Source organism: Acidovorax soli, assembly GCF_900107605.1.
GTDB classification, from domain to species: Bacteria; Pseudomonadota; Gammaproteobacteria; order Burkholderiales; family Burkholderiaceae_C; genus Acidovorax; species Acidovorax soli.
The window spans coordinates 1-17,303 of the sequence record NZ_FNQJ01000033.1; the positions used below are offsets into that span (position 1 = coordinate 1).

The 17,303-nt window shown below is 68.5% G+C and carries 17 protein-coding genes and 1 pseudogene; 11 read left to right on the forward strand and 7 right to left on the reverse strand.

Annotated elements, in window-relative coordinates:
* Positions 1–146: 146 nt before the first annotated feature.
* A pseudogene (locus BLW02_RS16310) lies at positions 147–242 on the reverse strand (YetF domain-containing protein); the annotation flags it as partial.
* A gap of 127 nt (positions 243–369) precedes the next feature.
* Here BLW02_RS16310 and BLW02_RS16315 point away from each other — a divergent pair.
* From BLW02_RS16315 to BLW02_RS16340, 6 genes are all read left to right on the forward strand, one after another.
* Entirely contained in the window at positions 370–783 is a 414-nt protein-coding gene (locus BLW02_RS16315) for a YchJ family protein (RefSeq protein ID WP_092700298.1), read from the forward strand.
* Between the two features lie 49 nt (positions 784–832).
* Positions 833–1,543 (forward strand): HAD family hydrolase, encoded by a 711-nt coding sequence (locus BLW02_RS16320; protein WP_092700301.1) that lies wholly within the window; start codon positions 833–835, stop codon positions 1,541–1,543.
* Between the two features lie 26 nt (positions 1,544–1,569).
* Positions 1,570–2,265 (forward strand): DUF4197 domain-containing protein, encoded by a 696-nt coding sequence (locus BLW02_RS16325; protein WP_092700304.1) that lies wholly within the window; start codon positions 1,570–1,572, stop codon positions 2,263–2,265.
* Between the two features lie 11 nt (positions 2,266–2,276).
* The gene (locus tag BLW02_RS16330) at positions 2,277–3,164 is read left to right on the forward strand and encodes a LysR substrate-binding domain-containing protein (RefSeq protein WP_092700307.1); all 888 of its coding nucleotides are present in this window, start codon (positions 2,277–2,279) and stop codon (positions 3,162–3,164) included.
* A 176-nt stretch (positions 3,165–3,340) separates the two neighbouring features.
* Positions 3,341–5,275 carry an aconitase family protein gene (locus BLW02_RS16335; RefSeq protein WP_244273731.1) on the forward strand — a complete coding sequence of 645 codons (1,935 nt, stop codon included), beginning with the start codon at positions 3,341–3,343 and terminating at the stop codon, positions 5,273–5,275.
* A 26-nt stretch (positions 5,276–5,301) separates the two neighbouring features.
* Entirely contained in the window at positions 5,302–6,273 is a 972-nt protein-coding gene (locus BLW02_RS16340) for a tripartite tricarboxylate transporter substrate binding protein (protein WP_026437013.1), read from the forward strand.
* A gap of 174 nt (positions 6,274–6,447) precedes the next feature.
* Here BLW02_RS16340 and BLW02_RS16345 read toward each other — a convergent pair whose 3' ends face one another.
* Positions 6,448–8,097: an AMP-binding protein gene (locus tag BLW02_RS16345; RefSeq protein ID WP_092700313.1), complete on the reverse strand. Its 1,650-nt coding sequence runs from the start codon at positions 8,095–8,097 to the stop codon at positions 6,448–6,450.
* Between the two features lie 51 nt (positions 8,098–8,148).
* Here BLW02_RS16345 and BLW02_RS16350 point away from each other — a divergent pair, with 51 nt between their 5' ends.
* The 3 genes from BLW02_RS16350 to BLW02_RS16360 are packed head-to-tail and all read left to right on the forward strand — an operon-like array spanning position 8,149 to position 9,278.
* The gene (locus tag BLW02_RS16350; RefSeq protein ID WP_092700317.1) at positions 8,149–8,688 is read left to right on the forward strand and encodes an HAD family hydrolase; all 540 of its coding nucleotides are present in this window, start codon (positions 8,149–8,151) and stop codon (positions 8,686–8,688) included.
* A gap of 12 nt (positions 8,689–8,700) precedes the next feature.
* Positions 8,701–9,021, forward strand: a complete 321-nt coding sequence (locus BLW02_RS16355) for a c-type cytochrome (protein WP_092700320.1) — start codon at positions 8,701–8,703, stop codon at positions 9,019–9,021.
* A gap of 8 nt (positions 9,022–9,029) precedes the next feature.
* Positions 9,030–9,278: a hypothetical protein gene (locus BLW02_RS16360; protein WP_092700323.1), complete on the forward strand. Its 249-nt coding sequence runs from the start codon at positions 9,030–9,032 to the stop codon at positions 9,276–9,278.
* Here BLW02_RS16360 and BLW02_RS16365 read toward each other — a convergent pair.
* From BLW02_RS16365 to pqqD, 3 genes are all read right to left on the reverse strand, one after another.
* Positions 9,253–10,521, reverse strand: a complete 1,269-nt coding sequence (locus tag BLW02_RS16365) for an NAD(P)/FAD-dependent oxidoreductase (RefSeq protein WP_092700326.1) — start codon at positions 10,519–10,521, stop codon at positions 9,253–9,255. The genes BLW02_RS16360 and BLW02_RS16365 overlap by 26 nt on opposite strands.
* Positions 10,521–10,793 (reverse strand): c-type cytochrome, encoded by a 273-nt coding sequence (locus tag BLW02_RS16370; protein ID WP_092700330.1) that lies wholly within the window; start codon positions 10,791–10,793, stop codon positions 10,521–10,523. The genes BLW02_RS16365 and BLW02_RS16370 overlap by 1 nt, the downstream gene beginning before the upstream one ends.
* Positions 10,794–10,986: 193 nt before the next feature.
* Positions 10,987–11,289 (reverse strand): pyrroloquinoline quinone biosynthesis peptide chaperone PqqD, encoded by a 303-nt coding sequence (gene pqqD / locus BLW02_RS16375; RefSeq protein WP_244273728.1) that lies wholly within the window; start codon positions 11,287–11,289, stop codon positions 10,987–10,989.
* Positions 11,290–11,579: 290 nt separating this feature from the next.
* Between pqqD and pedF the strand changes: the two genes are divergently transcribed.
* Positions 11,580–12,071, forward strand: coding sequence for a cytochrome c-550 PedF (gene pedF, locus BLW02_RS16380; protein WP_092700333.1), 492 nt, complete (start codon positions 11,580–11,582; stop codon positions 12,069–12,071).
* Positions 12,068–12,952, forward strand: coding sequence for a substrate-binding periplasmic protein (locus tag BLW02_RS16385; protein WP_092700336.1), 885 nt, complete (start codon positions 12,068–12,070; stop codon positions 12,950–12,952). The genes pedF and BLW02_RS16385 overlap by 4 nt, the downstream gene beginning before the upstream one ends.
* A gap of 52 nt (positions 12,953–13,004) precedes the next feature.
* Here BLW02_RS16385 and BLW02_RS16390 read toward each other — a convergent pair whose 3' ends face one another.
* A complete protein-coding gene (locus BLW02_RS16390; RefSeq protein ID WP_139285393.1) occupies positions 13,005–15,293 on the reverse strand; it encodes a TonB-dependent receptor in 2,289 nt (762 codons plus the stop codon).
* A gap of 113 nt (positions 15,294–15,406) precedes the next feature.
* On the reverse strand, positions 15,407–17,125 hold the full coding sequence (locus BLW02_RS16395; protein WP_092700342.1) for a PQQ-dependent methanol/ethanol family dehydrogenase: 1,719 nt from the start codon (positions 17,123–17,125) through the stop codon (positions 15,407–15,409).
* Between the last annotated feature and the right edge of the window lie 178 nt (positions 17,126–17,303).

Genomic DNA, 17,303 nt, shown 5'->3' on the forward strand with positions numbered 1-17,303 from the left:
AAGATTGGCGTGCAGGCCAAGCGCAAGCGTGCGGGGTGGAATCTGGGCTATCTGGAGCGCGTCTTGGGTATCACTATTTAGATGCGATTGCCCTGTGCTTTATGGACAAGCGCCAGGGGCCAAAAATCACCTGAATCCTGCCGGCATCACCCCCGGCGCTTGAGCACCACCGTGATCTGCCCATTGGTCTCGATGGTGGCGCGCTCCACCTCGTGCGCGTCCAGGCAACCACCCGCGCGCAGCACAAACTCCCACCACGGCACGCTCATCGCGAACATCGGCATCTCCCTGGCATGCGGCGGCGGCTGCCGCGCTGGCTGCAGTCTACGTTCAATAATCGACCTGTTTTCTTGCCCGCACAGCAACGCCATGCCCCAGCCCTCGACCCCCTTGCCATGCCCCTGTGGCGCCCTGTCGCCCCGGCGCACCCCGCTGGCCTATGCCGACTGCTGCGGCCGCTATGTGGAGCATTTCGATGCCACGCCCGCGCCCGACGCCGAGCGGCTGATGCGCTCGCGCTACAGCGCCTTCGTGCGGGAGCGGGGCGACTACCTGCTGGCCACCTGGCACGCCAGCCAGCGCCCGGCCACGCTCGCGTTCGAGCCCGGGGCGCACTGGCTGGGCCTGGAGGTGCGCAGCCATCGCGTGCTGGATGCCGACCACGCCGAGGTCGAGTTTGTGGCCCGCTACCGCGTGGCCGGGCGCGCCGTGCGCCTGCATGAAAAGAGCCGTTTCGTGCGCGAAACCGGGCGCTGGTACTACGTGGATGGCGACAGCCGCTGATTTCCAACCAAAATGGCCTGAAACCACTATCAGTAAAGCGCCTGAAACGATGAAATTTGAAGCGATCCTGTTCGACTGCGATGGTGTGCTGGTGGACAGCGAACCCATCACCAACGGCGTGCTCTGCACCATGCTCAACGAGGCCGGCTGGGCCATCAGCCCCGCAGAGTGCATGCGGGTTTTCATCGGCAAGACGGTGCGCAGCGAGGCCGCGCGCATAGCGGCGCACACCGGCCGCCCGCTCACCGACGCCTGGATGGCCGCGTTCTACGCGCGCCGCAACGCCCGGCTGGAGGCCGAGCTGCAGGCCATCGAAGGCGCGGTGGAGGCGGTGCGCGCCGTCCATGCGCGGCTGCAGGGGCGCATCGCCTGCGCCTCGGGGGCTGATCGCTTCAAGGTCGAGATGCAGCTGGACAAGGTGGGCCTGGCGCCGTATTTTGCCGGCCGCATCTTCAGCGGCCACGAAATGCCGGCCACCAAGCCCGCACCCGACGTGTACCTGGCAGCGGCCGCCGCCGTGGGCGTGCCGCCCGCGCGCTGTCTGGTGGTCGAAGACACGGTGACCGGCGTCGCTGCCGGCGTGGCCGCGGGCGCCACGGTGGTGGGCTACAGCCCGTCGCCCGTGGGCCATGGCTCGCCCGCGGCGCTGCGCGCGGCCGGCGCCGTGCATGTGATGGCCGACATGGGCGAGCTGCCGGCGCTGCTGGACGGGGGCACCTTGCACGGCCTGGCGCAGACGCGGCACACTGGGGCCGCTTGAACGTTTTCACTTCCAAGGAGCATTCCATGCAACGACGCCAATTCCAGACTTCCGGCCTGGCCGCCCTGGTCCTGCTGGCCACCACGCGGGCGCAGGCGCTGTCGCTCGGTGATCTGAGCAATGCCGACGCCAGCAGCGGCGTCAAGGCCGCGCTGGAGCAGGGCGCGCTGGCGGCCGTGGGCCTGCTGGGTCAGTCGGGCGGTTTTTTGAACAACCCCAAGGTGCGCATCCCGTTGCCGGGCTACCTGGAGGACGCCGCCAAACTGATGAAGAAATTCGGCCAGGGCCAGCGCATCGAAGAGCTGGAGACCTCCATCAACCGCGCCGCCGAGGCCGCCGTGCCCTTGGGCAAGGACCTGCTGGTCGGCGCCGTGCGCAGCATGACGGTGACCGACGCCAAGAACATCCTGACCGGCGGCGACACCTCGGTGACGCAGTTCTTTTCTGAAAAGACCCGCGCTCCACTGGGCCAGAAGTTCCTGCCCGTGGTCACCCAGGCCACGCAGAAAGTGGGCCTGGCCCAGCAGTACAACGCCTTCGCCGGCAAGGCGGCGGGCTTTGGGCTGGTGAAGAAGGAAGACGCCACCATAGAGCAGTACGTGACCGGCAAGACGCTGGACGGCCTGTTCCTGGTGATTGGCGAGGAGGAGCAGAAGCTGCGCCAGAATCCGGCCGCGGCGGGCAGCGCCATCCTGAAGAAGGTGTTTGGGGCGCTGAAGTAGGCCCTGGTTCGATGAATCGCCGCATCGATGCCTACAGCCTGCGCCTGTTCGCCGCTGCGGCGCAGGAGGGTTCCATCGTGCGCGCGGCGGCGCGCGAGCACATTGCGCCCTCGGCGCTGAGCCGCCGGTTGGTGGATCTGGAACATGCGTTTGGCACCCCGCTGCTGGTGCGCTCCCCCCGTGGCGTGGTGCTGACGGACGCGGGCCAGCTGGTGTTCGGGCGCGGGCTGCAAATTGACCGCGAGCTGCAGCAGCTGGCGCGCGAGGTGCAGTCGCTCGGCGGGCGCGTGGCGGGCAATGTGCGCGTGTGGGCCAACATGTCGGCCGTGGTGGGTTTTCTGCCCGAGCGCCTCCAGGCCCTGCTGGCGCAGTACCCCGATGTGCGGGTGTCGCTGCACGAGCAGGACACGCCCGAGGTGGTGCGCGCCTGTCTGGACGACCGCGCTGACGTCGGCCTGGGGGTGCACACCGAGGTGCCGCAGAGCATCGAGCGCTGGCATTTCGCCAGCGACCCGCTGCTGGTGGTGCTGCCGCGCGGGCATGGGCTGGCGCGCAGGCGGGCTGTGCGCTTTGCCGAGGCCATGGCCTACCCCTTGATCGGCGTGCGCAGCGGCGGCTCGCTGGACCGCTTTGTCCATGCACAGGCTTTTGCCGCGGGCCAGCCCCTGCAGATGGCGGTGTCGGTCAGCAGTTTTGATGCGGTGTGTCGCATGGTCGAGGCGGGCATGGGCATTGCGATCATTCCGCACAGCGCCGCGGCCGCCTACGCCGGAAGCCGCCGTTTCGTGCGCCGTCCGCTGGACGAACCCTGGGCTGCGCGCGAGCTGTGCATCTACGCGCCGCGCAAGACGCCCCGGCTGCGCTCGGTGCAGGCCGTCATCGAGGCGTGGCGCGGTTGATGCCGCCGTGCGCACGGTGAGGGTTTCCTGGGATCACGCAAAACGCGCGACCCCCTGTGCCGAAATGGCGCTTGGCAGCGGGGCCTCGGGCTGCCCATCATGCGGCCATGTCCCATGAAGAACCATCGATCCGCCTGAGCGGCCCCATCCTGTATCTGTGCGCCTCGGCCGAGCGCATGGCGCGCCAGATGGCGGGCGAGCGCCTGTCGCTGGTGGATGCCGGGGCCTTGCGCGACGACGTGTCGACCGACGAGATCACGCCGCTGCCCATCCTGACGCACTACGACGACGCGCTGGGCCGCTACCCCTACACCGGCTTCCAGGCCGGCGGCAGCCTGCCGGTGCGTGCCAACGCCATCCGCGAAGGCGGCTTCAGCGTGGTGGTGGCGGGCAAGCGCTATGGCAAGGGCTCGTCGCGAGAGCACAGCCCCGCAGCGGAAAAGCTGGCGGGCGTGCGCCTGGTGATCGCCGAGAGCTTTGAGCGCATCTACCGCCAGAATGCCGACAACATTGGTCTGTTCACATCCACCGACTTCAGCCTCGTCGGGCGCATCGAGCGCGGCGAGGCCATCGCCATCGGGGACCTGGTGCAGGGGCGCGATGCATTGGCGGCCGCCATCTTGAAGAGCGGCGGCCTGCTGCCATTCGGCCAGCGCTGGATGCGCGACGTGGCGCTGGCACCTGCGCTGGCGGGCGGTGCGCCGCGCACGCTGTTCGAAAAAATCATTGCACGCCACGCCCTGCGCACCGAGCTGACCGAGCCGCACCCCGCGCCGGGTGCCGGCGCGTTTGTGCGCGCCGACTGGCGCTTCATCCACGAGTACTACACCGGCATGGCCGCGCACATGCTGCACGCCACGTTCGGCGAACCGCTGGTGCTGCACGCCCCCGAGTCCGTGGTGGTGTTTGAGGACCACACCTCCTATGTGAAGGAAAGCCCCGCGCATGTGCGCGCCGGGCTGGTGCCCAATGTGCAGCGCATGGTCGAGGCGCAGCGGGCTTTCGCCGCGCGCTACGGCCTGCGCACGCACCGCACGCTGACCGAAGACGAGGCCGCACGCGGTGATGGTGGCCAGAGCGCAGGCATCTCGCACGCCATGGTGGCCGAGCATTACGCGCTGCCCGGGCAGGTGGTGGTGGGCACCGATTCGCACACGCCGCACAGCGGCGCGCTGGGCTGCGTGGCATTCGGCGTGGGCACGACCGACATGGCCAATGCCTTCGTCACGGGCGCCGTGCGGCTCACCGTGCCGCAGTCGCTGCAGGTGGTGCTGGACGGTTGCCCGGCGCCCGGCGTCACGGCCAAGGACATCGTGCTGCACCTGCTGGCGCAGCCCTACATCCGCGAGGGCGGTGGGCTGGGCAAGGTGTTCGAGTTTTGCGGCACGGCCATTGCCCACCTGGCCACCGACGAGCGCGCCACGCTGACCAACATGGTGGCCGAGATGGGTGGCTTCACCGGCATCGTGGCGCCCGACGCGGAAACCGTGCGCTTCCTGCGTGAGCGGCGGGGCGTTGATTTTGTGATAGAGCCCTGGATGCACAGCGATGCGGGCGCGCTGCATGTCCATGCTCTGCACATCGACTGCGCCGCCGTGCCGCCCATGGTGGCGGCCCCGGGCGACCCCGGCAACGGCCTGCCGCTGGCCAGCCTGCGAGCGCGTGTGCGCATCGACATTGCCTACGGCGGCTCGTGCACCGCCGGCAAGCGCGAGGATTTCGTGCATTACCACGCCGTGCTGCGCTGGGCCGCCGACCGCGGACTGAAGGTGGCGCCGGGAGTGGAGCTGTTCCTGCAGTTTGGCACCACGGCGGTGCGCGACCATTGCATCGCCGCGGGCTACATGGATGCTTTCGAGAAGGTCGGTGCGCGCATGCTGCAGCCCTCCTGCGGCGCCTGCGGCAACTGCGGGCCGGGGGGCTCGGTGCGCAAGGAGCAGGTGACGGTGAGCGCCATCAACCGCAACTTCCCCGGCCGTGGCGGCCCGGGCCAGGTGTGGCTGGCCAGCCCGCCCACGGTGGCCGCCAGCGCCATCGCCGGTGAGCTGCTGTCCTTTGCCGAACTGCAGAGCCGCTACGGGGCGGGCATTGCTGGCACCGTGAACGCATGAATTCCTTATAACGACAGGAGACAACGATGAACGCATTGATTCTTCAGGGCCGGCGGGCCGTCCTGGCCGCCGCGCTGGCGGCAGCCATGCCCTGGGCGCAGGCCCAGTCCGACAAGCCCGTGCGCCTGATCGTGCCGCTGACCACGGGCTCCACCGTGGATACGCTGGCGCGGGCGCTGGGCCAGCCCCTGGCGCGGGCACTTGGCCAGCCCGTGGTGGTGGACAACCTCGTGGGTGCCGGCGGCGTGTCGGGAACCACCCAGCTGGTGCGTGCGCCCAAGGACGGCAACACGCTGGCGCTGGTGTCGTCCAACCACGTTATCAACCCGGCGATCTACAAGACGATGCCCTTCGATTCGCTCAAGGACATCACGCCGATCACAGTGGTCGGCACAGTCCCTCTGGTGCTGGTGGCAACGAACACCCTGCCCGTCAAAAACCTGCGGGAGCTGGTGGCCTACGCCAAGACCCATCCGGGGCAGGTGGACTATGGTTCGGCGGGCAATGGCAGCGTGCTGCACCTGGCGGCCGAATTGCTGAAAAGCGAAGGCGGCATCTTCCTGACCCACATACCCTACCGCGGCACCGGGCCGCTGACAACCGACCTGATCGGCGGGCAGATCCAGCTGGCCTTTCTGTCGGTCACGGCGGCGGCGCCGCATGTCAAGGCCGGCAAGCTGCGGGCGCTGGGCGTGTCCACCACGCAGCGCTCCACGGTGCTGCCCGATGTGCCCACGCTGGCCGAGTCGGGCTTGCCGAACTACAGCTTCGATGCCTGGCTGGCGCTGATCGGGCCGGCGGGGCTGTCCAAGCCCCTGGTGCAAAAGCTCTACCAGGATGTGCGCACCACGCTGGCGCTGAAAGAGGTGCAGGACATTCTGGCCGCCCAGGGCATTGCACCCGTGGATATGTCGCCGGAAAAGACCGAGCCATTCTTCAAGACCGAACTGGCCAAGCACGGTGCCCTGGTGCAAAAGGCCGGTGCAGTGAAAGACTGAGCGTGGCACGCATCGCGTTGCTGCCCGCAGAAGGCATCGGCCCCGAGGTGATGGCCGGTTTGCGGACGCCGTGCTGTTCGGCGCGGTGGGCGATCCGCGCCCCAACCACCTGCCGCGCGCGGCCGGGGTGGAGTGCTGACTGCGTTGGGGGCGCTCTTTTTTGATGCGCCGCGCTCACCCCACCTGCCGCTTCTTGCGCGCGCACAGGTCCACCATGCCTGCGAGCGTGCGCGGGTCGCTGCCGGCCGGGAAGATGCGGTGCTTCTGTATCTTTTGCGTGCCGGTGGTGGGGATCTCGTCGGCAAACCACCACCAGCCCGGCGCCTTGTAGTAAGCCAGCTCGCGCAGGCAAAAATCCTGCAGGGTGCGCGCCGCGTCGCCGTGCGCCAGGTCCGCCGCCGCAGCGGGGTCGAGCACCACGCAGGCCAGCACTTCCTCTTCGCGCACGGCATCGGGCACGGCCATCACGGCCGCCTGGTGCACCAGCGGGTGGGTGAGCAAGAGCGCCTCGACCTCGGCGGCGGCAATGTTCTCGCCCGAGCGGCGGATGATGTTCTTGCGCCGGTCCATGAAGCGCAGCATGCCGCTGGCGTCGCGGGTGACGATGTCGCCGGTGTGGAACCAGCCGCCACGCCAGGCGGCCTCGGTGGCCTCGGGGTCGTCCAGGTAGCCGCTGAAGAAGTCCTTGCGCGGCGTGGCGGCGCTGTGGCGCACCCACATTTCGCCGGGCTGGCCGTCGGCCACCTCGGTGCCTGCTTCGTCCATCACGCAGACTTCCAGTCCGGGCTCGGCGCGGCCAAAGGCGCGCGTGCCCACCTGGCGCGGCGCGTGGTGGTCGGAGATGACGCGCACGATCTCGGTCATGCCCCACAGCTCGACCAGTGGCAGGCCAAAGCGTTCTTCGAACCGCGCGTGCAGTTGCGGCTCCACACCGGCGCCGTAGCCAAAGCGCACGCCGTGCGCGCGCTCCAGCGGGCTGGCCGGCTGGGCCAGCAGCATGGGCACGACCACGCCCAGGTAATGCACGATGGTGGCGCGGCTCTCGCACACCTCCTGCCACCAGCGCGCGGGCGCAAAGCGGTCGGTCTGCACTTGGCAGCCGCCGGTGAGCAGCATGCAGTAGAACGACAGGATGGAGGCGTTCACATGGAACAGCGGTAGCGGGTTGTACAGCCGCTCCTGGCCTTCGCGGATGGCCGCCATGCCGCCCCGGCGCGCATACCAGTCGCCGGCCGCCAGCTCGTAGCGGTGCGACAGCACGCAGCCCTTGGGCTGGCCGGTGGTGCCCGAGGTGTAGAGGATGCTGGCGGGCGTGTCGGCCTGGGGCTTTCCGACCTGCGCCGGGCTTGCAGCAGCGGGCAGCGGCGCAGTGCCATCGGGTGTGGAATTGGTCGTAAAAATGGGCGGCTGGTGGCGCGCCTCGGCCAGCGCGGCCTGCACCGCCGGCAGGCGCGTGGGCAAGGCCATGACCAGGTCCACGCGCGCATGGTCGATCAGGTAGGCCAGCTCGCGCGGGCGGTAGTAGGGGTTGACTGGCACCACGCACACACCCAGGGTGTTCAGCGCCAGCTTGTGCAGCATGTGCTCGGGCCGGCTCTCCAGAAAAAGGGCGACGCGGTGGCCCAGGCCGTAGCCGGCGGCGCGGTAGCGCTGCACCAGGCCATGCACCTGCGCGGCGGCTTCGGCATAGCTGATTTCGCGGCCCTGCGGGTCGTAGCTGCGTGCCGGGTTGGCGGGCACGGCCAGCAGGCTGCGCGGGCCGTAGGCTGCGGTGGCGCGCAAGAAGGCGTCGGCGATGGTGGTGTGGTCGTCGATGGAGATCATTTTTGAGCCCAAAAAGCGATCAATGTCGGCAAATTTTCTGCATTGTATGCTATGAATTTTGAAGCAATGCTGTTCGGCGGCGACGGCGTGCTCGTCGACAGCAAGCCCCTCCTGCGCGACATGCTCGAAGAGGCCGGCTGGGCGCTGAGTGCCGAGGGCTGCATGGCGCTCTTTGTGGGCAAGACCGTGCGCAGCGAGTCCGCCCGCATCGGGCCGCTCCTGACCGACGCCTGGATGGCCGAGTTCCCCGCGCCGCAACGCGGCCATTCAAACTGCGCTGCAGCCCATCGAGGGCGTGCCCGAGGCAGCGCGCGCCGTGCATGCGCCTCGGGGGCTGACCGCTTCAAGGTCGAGATACAGCTGGTCAAGTTGGGGCTGGCGCCGCACTTCGCGGGCGATCAGCAACATGGCGCTGCTGGGCGCCGTCACCTGTCCCCGGGGCTCCCCGGATTTGTGGCAGATCCTGCTTCAAATCTGAACACTTTGCGGGCACCCTGGTACGTAAGTGCGCACTGCGGGGTGGACCGGCGTGGCGGCCAGGTTGGCATGGATGTTGCCCCAGGCACGTGGCAAGTCCATGAATCCCACTGAAAGGTCCCCACCGTGCGCAACGTCTTCTTCCTCGCCTCCCTGTGGGCTGCCGCCGCAGCCCATGCCTCCACCGACCTGGCCTCAGCGGCCGAGATCGCCAAGGCCAACGGCTGCTACAGCTGCCACTCCGCAGCCGAGAAGATCGTCGGCCCGGCATTCAACTCGGTGGCCGAGAAATACGCCGGCGACAAGGATGCCGTGGCTTCGCTGGCGCAGTCCATACAACTGGGCTCCAAGGGCAAGTGGGGGCGGGCAGCCATGCCTGCGCATTCCAGCCTCAGCGCGCAGGACCTGAAACTGCTGGCCGGCTGGGTGCTCAGCAGCAAGCCGTGAGCCACGCCATGGCTGCCGTGCATCCGCGCACTCTGCTCGGGGCGGCCCGGGCCATGCTCCAGCCAGCCGTTGACGAGCGAGACCAGCACCTGCAGGCCCAGGCCGCTTGCCTGCTGGGCGACTACCAGAGTGCCCGCAGGCTGTGGGAAGCGCTGGCGCAGAACGGCGACGGCGAGGCGCTGGAGCGGCTGCTTCAGCTCGCGCAGCGCGGGCCGCGCGAGGCCGCGGCCCTTAGCGGTCCCAGATATCCGCGCTGATGGCCGCGTACCAATCCGCGCCGTGGTTCGCCTCGGCGGCGCGGTGCCCGGCCGGGGCGTCCAGAGGGCTCACGCCCACGCTGTGCGGCAGGTCCGCCAGGCGCCCCTGCTGCACGCGGTACACCCCTGACACGGAGATGCCGTAGCCCGGCGCCAGCAGGCTGTAGCAGGTGTTGGCGTACCAGGCCGTGGGGGGCGTCTTGTCGCTCAATTCGGCGGCGATGGCCGCCGCCACTACCTTGCCCTGGTTGTTGGCCGCAAAGCCGGATTTGGGAATGGGCCCGGCCAGGGCCGCGTCGCCCAGCACATGGATGCCGGCCACGCGCTGCGATGCGAGGTTTTCGCCGCGCACGGGGGCCCAGCCGCTGGCGTCGGTCACGCCCGCGCGCTCGGCGATCAGCCCCGCCTTCTGCGGCGGGATGACGTTGAGCACGTCGGCCCTGTGGTGCGTGCCGAAGGCCGTCTCCACCTCCAGCGCCCGCGCATCCACGCGCACCACCTGGCCGTCCTGCGCCAGGCTGACCCATTCGAGCATGTCGCCGTACAAGGCCTTCCAGCCCTGCAGGAACAGCGCTTTCTTCGAGAAGTTGTTCTTCGCGTCCAGCAGCAACAGCTTGCTGCGCGGCTTGTGCTGGCGCAGGTAGTGCGCCACCAGGCTGGCACGCTCATACGGCCCGGGTGGGCAGCGGAACGGGTTGTCGGGAATCACCATCACGAACCGGCCACCGTCGGGCATGGCCTGCAACTGGCGGCGCAGCAGCAGGGTCTGCGCGCCGGCCTTCCAGGCATGGGGTGCAAGCTCGGCGGCCGCCCGGTCGTAGCCTTCGAGCGCGTCCCAGCGCATGTCCACGCCGGGCGAGAGCACCAGGCGGTCCCAGCGCAGTTCCTGGCCGGTGTGCAGGCGCAGGCTGCGCCGCTGGCCATCCACGTCCTCGGCCCGCGCGTGCACGACCTGTACGCCCGTGGCGCGCAGGCCGTCGTAGCCGTGGCCGATGCTGTCCCAGCTGCGCAGTCCCGCCAGGTAATGGTTGGAGAACGGGCAGGTGAAGAAGCGATCGGCGGGCTCGACCAGCGTGACCTGGACCTGCGGCGCCCAGGTGCGCAGGTAGCGCGCCACCGTGGCGCCGCCAAAGCCGCCGCCCACCACCACCACGCGCGCACCTGCGCCTTGCGCACGCACGACGGCGGGTGCGGCCAGGCTTGCGGCGCCAAGCAGCAGTTGACGGCGGTGCAACGCCGCCATCACGGCGTCTCCGTGGGCAGGGCGGCAAACCACCGTGCCAGGGCCTGCATCTGGGCCGTGTCATAGCCTTGCATCAGGAGCGGCATGACGGTGGCGCCGGCCACCCGCCCGGCCTTGAACGCCTGCATGCGCTCCAGCAAGAGGGCGCTGCTGCGGCCGCGCAGGGCCGGAATGCTGCCCGAGGCTTCGGCTGGCGGCCGCCCGCCGGGGCCGTGGCAAGTGACACAGTTGCCGGCGAGCAGGGCCACGTCCTGGACGGGCAGCGAAGGCAAGGGCTGCGCCGCGCAAGGCAACAGCAGCAGAAGGGCTGCCCATGGGGCGCACTTTTTGATAGCTGTCAGCGCTTGTCGCATAAGCGTTATGTCCGATTGATCTATAAACCAGCAGCGCGCTACGCGCCACCCACAACCTACGAAACCGGCGCGCCCCAAACGAAGGCGCGTAGCGCCACAGGGGGGTATCCCATCAGTCTAACCAGCCCCGGCGCATGCCCTCGGCCAGCAGTTCCTGCACCTGGGGGCCGATGCCCTGGATGTCGTACAGCGCCTCCAGCTCGCAGACGATGTCCGCCACGGTGTGGCGTCCGTCGCAGCGGCGCAGTATCTCGGCGGCGCTGTCGTTGAGCTGCACCGTGTCCTCGGAGGAGCGCAGCACCCAGCGCGTCTGGGCGGTCTGGTACTGCAGGCGCAGGTGGCGCGAAAGATGGGGCAGCATGGTGGGGGCGCCGGAGTGGTGGTGCTCTGGTGCGCTGGCAGCGTCAAAGTGCATGGCAGGTTTTTTTTGATGGTATTCGGCAGGGACCACGGGACGCGCAAAAACAGTATGGGCATAGCTCAGCAAAAAAAATGCCAAGCCCCCACGCCCATGCCATGCCGTCGGCTGGCACGGCGCCGGCCTGCCCGTCCCCACACCGCGGCAGCGTGCCACGGCGCGCTCAAGTGCTCCAAAGCGGAGCAATGCTTGTCACAGTGCGGCGGGGCATGGTGCGTACCGTGTGGCGCGCAGCATGGCCTGGTTCTTGCTGCAGGCTGGTACCACCAGAGACCAAGGAGACATCAATGCATTCCGTCGTTCAGACATGGGCCCGCAAGGGCGCACCATCGGCCCTCGCTCTTGCGCTGGTCGCCAGCCTGGGCGCCGCCTGGGCGCATGGGGACGTGACCCCGCAGCCCGTGGATACGCGCACCCTGCCGCCCGTGGGGCAGAAATGGCTGGAGGACAACCCCTACAGCAAGGGCCCCGCGCAGGCCGAGGCGGTGCGCATCGGCGCATCCGGCTACAACCAGAACTGCGCCCGCTGCCACGGGCTGGAGGCCATATCCGGCGGCATTGCCCCCGACCTGCGCAAGCTCGACGAGGAGTGCACCAGCCTGGCGGACGCGCTGAAGAAGAACGCCTGCTTCAAGGAGGTCAACGACTACTTCATGGGCACCGCGCGCCGGGGCCGCACGCGCGACGGCCGGGTGTACATGCCGCCGTTCGAGGGCATGTTGTCCCAGGAGGCCCTGTGGGCCATCAAGACTTATCTCGAATCGCGGCGCGAACCATGAACGGCGCATCCCACAAACCGCCATCGACGGGCCGCCGCCAGCTGGTGCTGGGGCTGCTGCCGCTGCTCGCCGGTATGGGCGCGGCCCATGCACAGGAAGAACCGAGCGGCCTGGAGCGCATCCGCGCCAACGGCGCGCTCAAGGTGGCGCTGTACAACGACTTCCCGCCGTTTTCCGCGAAGTCGGCGCAGGGCATTCAGGGGCTGGACGTGTCGCTGGCGCAGGCCCTGGCGCGTGCCATGGGGTTGCAGCTGTCCCTGCTGCCCTTCGATGGCGACGAGAACATGAACGACGACCTGCGCAACATGGTCTGGAAGGGCCACTACCTGGGCTACGGTCCGGCCGACGTGATGCTACACGTGCCCGTGGACAAGTATTTCATGCAGCAGAACAGGCAGGCGCTGATCTTTGCTCCGTACATGCGCGAGCAGGTCGTGCTGGTGCGCGACAAGCGGCGCCTGCCGGAGGTGGCGGGGGTTGCCGACCTCCGGGGCGTGCCCCTGGCCGCCGAGCGCGGCACCGGCGCAGCCAGCGCCCTGATCGGGCACGACAACCGCTTGCTGAGCGCACAGGTGCACCTGTACGAAAACGGCGTCAAGGCCGTGCAGGCGGTGTTGCAGGGCGAGGCGGCCGCCGCCTATGTCACGCGCGCGCAGGCGGAGTCCGCAATCTTCCAGGCGCAGCCGAGGTCCGAGCAGATGGCGATCGGCGAGCTCCCGCTGGCGGGCGTGCCGTCCCAGGGCTGGCTGGTGGGCATGGCCATCAAGGCCAGGAACGAGGAGCTGGGCCAGGCCCTGCAACAGGCCCTGCAGTCACTGCGCGGCAGCGGCGAACTGCTGGCGATTTTCAAGCAGCATGGCCTGACATTGACCGCGCCCTGACTGCGGCGCCAATGCAAAACCCTGGAATGCCTGCGCGGCCTTCCAGGGTTTTTCAACGCCATTCGTAGCGCATGCCGACGGTGAAGCTGCGGCCCATGCCGGGCGCGACGAAGCGCGAAGAGCCCATGTCGTCGCCGGGCCGGACCGCCACGCCGCCGGGGAAGGCGTCCTCGCTGCCAGTGGCGTAGGTGACGTAGCGCTTGTCGAGCAGGTTGTTGGCGCGCGCGTAGACCTTCCAGCCCGGATAGACCTGCCAGCTGGCACGGGCGTTGAACAGGCCGTAGCCGGCCACGGTGCCCAGCTTGGGGCGCGAGCCGCTCTCGTTGCCGGCCACCACCTGGGAGCCCATGGCGAGCCAGTCGCCACCCACGACCACGGTGGGCGTGGCGCGCCAGTCGGCCGATAGCTTGAACACATGGCGCGGCAGGGCGGCCATGCGCGTGCCGGGGTGGAACTCGTTGGGCCTGGCGGCCGTGCTCAGGGGGCCGAAGAGCACGCCGCTGCTCTGATAGGTGGCGTCCAGGTAGCTGTAGCTGGCGCGCATGTCCCAGGTGCCGCGCTGCACATGGACGCTGAGCTCCAGGCCCTGGCGGCGGGTCTTGCCGATGTTGTTGAAGAACCCCGCCTGCGAGATGCCCGCGCGCATGAAGGCGATGTCATCGTTGTTCACCGAGCGGAACAGGGCGCTGGTCAATAGCACGCCGTCGGCCGGGCGCAGCCGCGCGCCCAGCTCCAGCGTGCGGGTGACCACCTGCTGGAGGTAGGGGTCAGCCTGCAGGCCGGTCGGCAGTGTGCAGGGCTGGGCCGGGTCGGCGCAGCCGAGCTCCAGCGCGGTCGGCATGCGCGTGCCCTGCGACAGGCTGGCAAAGCCGGTGGCCGCCGGGGTGAAGGCGTGCGTGATACCGATGGCCGGGTTGAGCTTGCTGTAGGTGAAGCTCTCGCGCTCGTAGGGTGCTGGGTGCCCCAGGTCGTTGCGCACGCGGCTGTGGTTCCAGCGCGCCGACAGGCTCAGCTGCGTGTGTTCGGTCAGGCTGATGGTGTCGGCAGCGAAAAGCCCCAGGCGCGTGCTGCGTCCGCGCAGGGACACCTCGTGCTCCAGGTCCGATCCGGGGATAGTCTGGGTGACGCGGTTGGCGTCGAAGAGGGCTTCCTGCTGGTAATGGTCGTAGTCGGCCGTGCTGCCCGCCAGGTCGGCGCCCAGGGCCAGTTGGTGCGCGCCGGCCTGGCGCGTCCATTGCAGCGTCGTGCCGGCCTCGGAATACCGCGCCTGGCTCACGTTGAACACCGCGTTGTTGCGGATATAGCCCGGTGCCGCCGGGTTGGTGCAATGGGCGGTACCGGGTTTTTCGCAGCTCTCTATCCATTCGGCCCAGTTTCCGCTCACATCGCCGTTGCTGCCGTTGCGACGCGCAGAGCGGTGCCAGGCCACCAGCGAAAGCTGGTCGTTTGGGGTGATGGAGTGCGTCAGCTGGAAATTCAGCAAATCGCCACGGTTGCGGGTCTGATCGTGGAAGGTGTAGCCCGCGTTGGGCTGCATGTCGTACAGGCTCTGGTTGAGCAGGCCGTTGCCGGTCAAGTGGCTGCGGCCATGGGTGTAGCTCAGCGCCCAGGAGGTGTCGCCCAGATTGCGCCCGAGCTTGAGGAACAGGTTGCCCAGGTGGCCCGGCGAGCGCTCGCGCCAGCCGTTCTCGTCGAACCAGGTGCCGGCGACATAAGCGTGCCAGCCCTCACCCCACCGTGCGCCATGGCCGAATTCGACACGCTTGCGCGCATGGCTGCCAAAGGACACATCGACCTCCGTGCCCGGGTGCGTCAAGCCCGACTTGGTGCCCAGCACCAGCGCCCCGCCCAGGGTGTTGAGGCCGAACAAAGGGTTGGTGCCGGGAATCAGGGCCACATCGGCCAAAGCCATCTCGGGCACCAGATCCCAGTCCATGACATCGCCCAGCGGCTGGTTGATGCGCACGCCGTCCAGGTACACCGACAGGCCCTGGGGCGAGCCCAGCAGGGGCGACAGGCGGTGGCCGCGGTAGCTCAGGTCGATCTGGTAGGGGTTGCCCTGGATGTCGGCGCTGACGACGCCGGGCATGCTGCGGTTGAGGAAGTCGGCCAGGTTCGTGGCCCCGGCGCGCTCGATCTGGGCGTCGCTGCGCATTTGCGCATTGCCGGGGTATTGCTCTACCGATACGTCCAGGCCGGGCAACGGCGCCTGGTGCACCACTTCCACCTGCGGCAGGCGGTGGACCTTGTCGATGTCGACGGCCTGCGCGGCCGCCGCTGCGGGCAGGGTCGAGAGCAGGGCCAGCCAGAGACGGTCGGGCCTCGATGGGGTCTTGTTCATGGAGGTGCTGTCGTTGCGTGGCACGGAGGGTGAGTCCGCTGGTGGCAAAAAATATGGGCGGGCGCGCCCGGCCCCATGGCCGGGAACGTGCCGCCAGCGGCATCAAAGACCCGTCACTTCATGATCTTGAAGGTCCAGACCGAGCCGCCCTGCTCCAGGAAGTTGACCTTCTTGGCCACCTCACCGCCCCACAGCGGCACCGCACCGCCCCAGCCGGAGACCACGCTCAGGTACTGCTCGCCGTCCTGCGTCCAGGTGATGGGCGGGGCCACCACGCCCGAGCCGGTCTGGAACTGCCACACCACCTTGCCGCTCTTGGCATCGGCAGCCTTGAGGTAGCCCTCGGGCGTGCCCCAGAACACCAGATCGCCGGCCACCAGCACGCCGCCCCACAGCGGCGCCTCGTTCTTCACCTCCCAGGCCACCTTGCCGGTCTTGGGGTCGATGGCGCGCAGCGCGCCAATGTGGTCGTCGAACAGCGGCTTGATCGTGAAGCCCGCGCCCAGGTAGGCCGCGCCCTTCTTGTAGGTGATGGGCTCGTTCCAGATTTCCATGCCCCATTCGTTGGTGGGCACGTAGAACAGGCCGGTCTTGGGGCTGTAGGCCATGGGCATCTGGTTCTTGCCGCCCAGGAAGCCGGGGGCGGCAAAGACCGACTTGCCCTTCTTGCCATCGGCATCCTGGGCCGTGGGGTCGCCGGGGCGGTTTTCGGCCACGAAATTGGGGCGGCCCGTCTTCAGGTCGATGTCCGTGGCCCAGGTGATCTTCTTCACGAAGGGGAAAGCGTTGAGCAGCTTGCCGTTGGCCGCGTCCATCACGTAAAAGAAGCCATTGCGGTCGGCCTTGGCACCCACGCGCTTGCCATCCATGTCGAAGGTGATGAACTCGTTCACGCCGTCGAAGTCCCAGCCGTCGTTGGGCGTGGACTGGTAGTGCCAGACGATCTTGCCGGTCTTCACGTCCAGCGCCAGGGTGGAGGCGGAGTACAGGTTGTCGCCCTTGCGCACATGGCTGTTCCAGGGGCCGGGGTTGCTGGTGCCGATGTAGGCCAGGCCCGTCTTGGGGTCGTAGCTGCCGCCCAGCCAGGTGGAGGCGCCGCCGGTCTTCCAGGTCTCGCCCGGCCAGGTGGCATTGAGCGTGCCGGTGATGCCGTTTTCCTTGCCGTCCTTGTAGCCCATATGGCCTTCGACGGTGGGGCGGGTCCACAGCAGCTTGCCGGTCTTGGCGTCGCGCGCATCGACGCGGCCGACCACGCCGAACTCGCCACCGGAGTTGCCGGTGATCACCATGCCGTCGACCACCAGCGGCGCGGCGGTGTAGCTGTAGCCTGCCTGGTAGTCATCGATCTTCTCGCGCCACACCACCTTGCCCGTGTCCTGGTTCAGCGCCACCAGCTGCGCATCGAGCGTGCCGAAGATCACCAGGTTGTCGTACAGCGCGGCGCCGCGGTTGACCACGTCGCAGCAGGGCATGATGCCCTCGGGCAGGCGGTGCTCGTACTTCCAGAGCTTCTTGCCAGTTTTGGAATCGAGCGCAAAGATGCGCGAGTACGAGGCGGTGACGAACATCTTGCCGTTGTGCACCAGCGGCTGGCTTTCCTGGCCGCGCTGCTTCTCGCCGCCGAAGGACATGGCCCAGACGGGCGTCAGCCGGTTGACGTTGCCTTCATTGATGCCGGTGAGGGCGGAAAAGCGCTGTCCCTGCGTCCCCAGGCCCCAGGACAACACGTCGTCCGGCGTGTTCGCGTCGTCATGGATCATCTTGTCGGTCACGACCGCGCCGGCCTGGCCGGCCGCGAGCATCACCAGCAAACTCAATAGCGTGCGTTTCATCGTTTGTCTCCTGTGTTGTGGGAAAAGCCATGTCAGTGCGCCACGCCCAGGCTTGGACGTGAACCCTTGGCGATGAAAGATGCGCAATATCCATGCCACAGAGGCAGGCGCCGCGCCGCGCGGCCTGCGCAGGGCAGCCCCGGGGCAGGCTGCGGGCAGGCGTTGTTTCGTGGAGCAA

What these genes read in the sequence shown, in the direction of transcription:
- BLW02_RS16315 (WP_092700298.1), top strand. Translation starts at nt 370, where the DNA reads ATGCCCCAGCCCTCGACCCCCTTGCCATGCCCCTGTGGCGCCCTGTCG.
- BLW02_RS16320 (WP_092700301.1), top strand. Translation starts at nt 833, where the DNA reads ATGAAATTTGAAGCGATCCTGTTCGACTGCGATGGTGTGCTGGTGGAC.
- BLW02_RS16325 (WP_092700304.1), top strand. Translation starts at nt 1,570, where the DNA reads ATGCAACGACGCCAATTCCAGACTTCCGGCCTGGCCGCCCTGGTCCTG.
- BLW02_RS16330 (WP_092700307.1), top strand. Translation starts at nt 2,277, where the DNA reads ATGAATCGCCGCATCGATGCCTACAGCCTGCGCCTGTTCGCCGCTGCG.
- BLW02_RS16335 (WP_244273731.1), top strand. Translation starts at nt 3,341, where the DNA reads ATGGCGCGCCAGATGGCGGGCGAGCGCCTGTCGCTGGTGGATGCCGGG.
- BLW02_RS16340 (WP_026437013.1), top strand. Translation starts at nt 5,302, where the DNA reads ATGAACGCATTGATTCTTCAGGGCCGGCGGGCCGTCCTGGCCGCCGCG.
- BLW02_RS16345 (WP_092700313.1), bottom strand. Translation starts at nt 8,097, where the DNA reads ATGATCTCCATCGACGACCACACCACCATCGCCGACGCCTTCTTGCGC.
- BLW02_RS16350 (WP_092700317.1), top strand. Translation starts at nt 8,149, where the DNA reads ATGAATTTTGAAGCAATGCTGTTCGGCGGCGACGGCGTGCTCGTCGAC.
- BLW02_RS16360 (WP_092700323.1), top strand. Translation starts at nt 9,030, where the DNA reads ATGGCTGCCGTGCATCCGCGCACTCTGCTCGGGGCGGCCCGGGCCATG.
- BLW02_RS16365 (WP_092700326.1), bottom strand. Translation starts at nt 10,521, where the DNA reads ATGGCGGCGTTGCACCGCCGTCAACTGCTGCTTGGCGCCGCAAGCCTG.
- pqqD (WP_244273728.1), bottom strand. Translation starts at nt 11,289, where the DNA reads ATGCACTTTGACGCTGCCAGCGCACCAGAGCACCACCACTCCGGCGCC.
- pedF (WP_092700333.1), top strand. Translation starts at nt 11,580, where the DNA reads ATGCATTCCGTCGTTCAGACATGGGCCCGCAAGGGCGCACCATCGGCC.
- BLW02_RS16385 (WP_092700336.1), top strand. Translation starts at nt 12,068, where the DNA reads ATGAACGGCGCATCCCACAAACCGCCATCGACGGGCCGCCGCCAGCTG.
- BLW02_RS16390 (WP_139285393.1), bottom strand. Translation starts at nt 15,293, where the DNA reads ATGAACAAGACCCCATCGAGGCCCGACCGTCTCTGGCTGGCCCTGCTC.
- BLW02_RS16395 (WP_092700342.1), bottom strand. Translation starts at nt 17,125, where the DNA reads ATGAAACGCACGCTATTGAGTTTGCTGGTGATGCTCGCGGCCGGCCAG.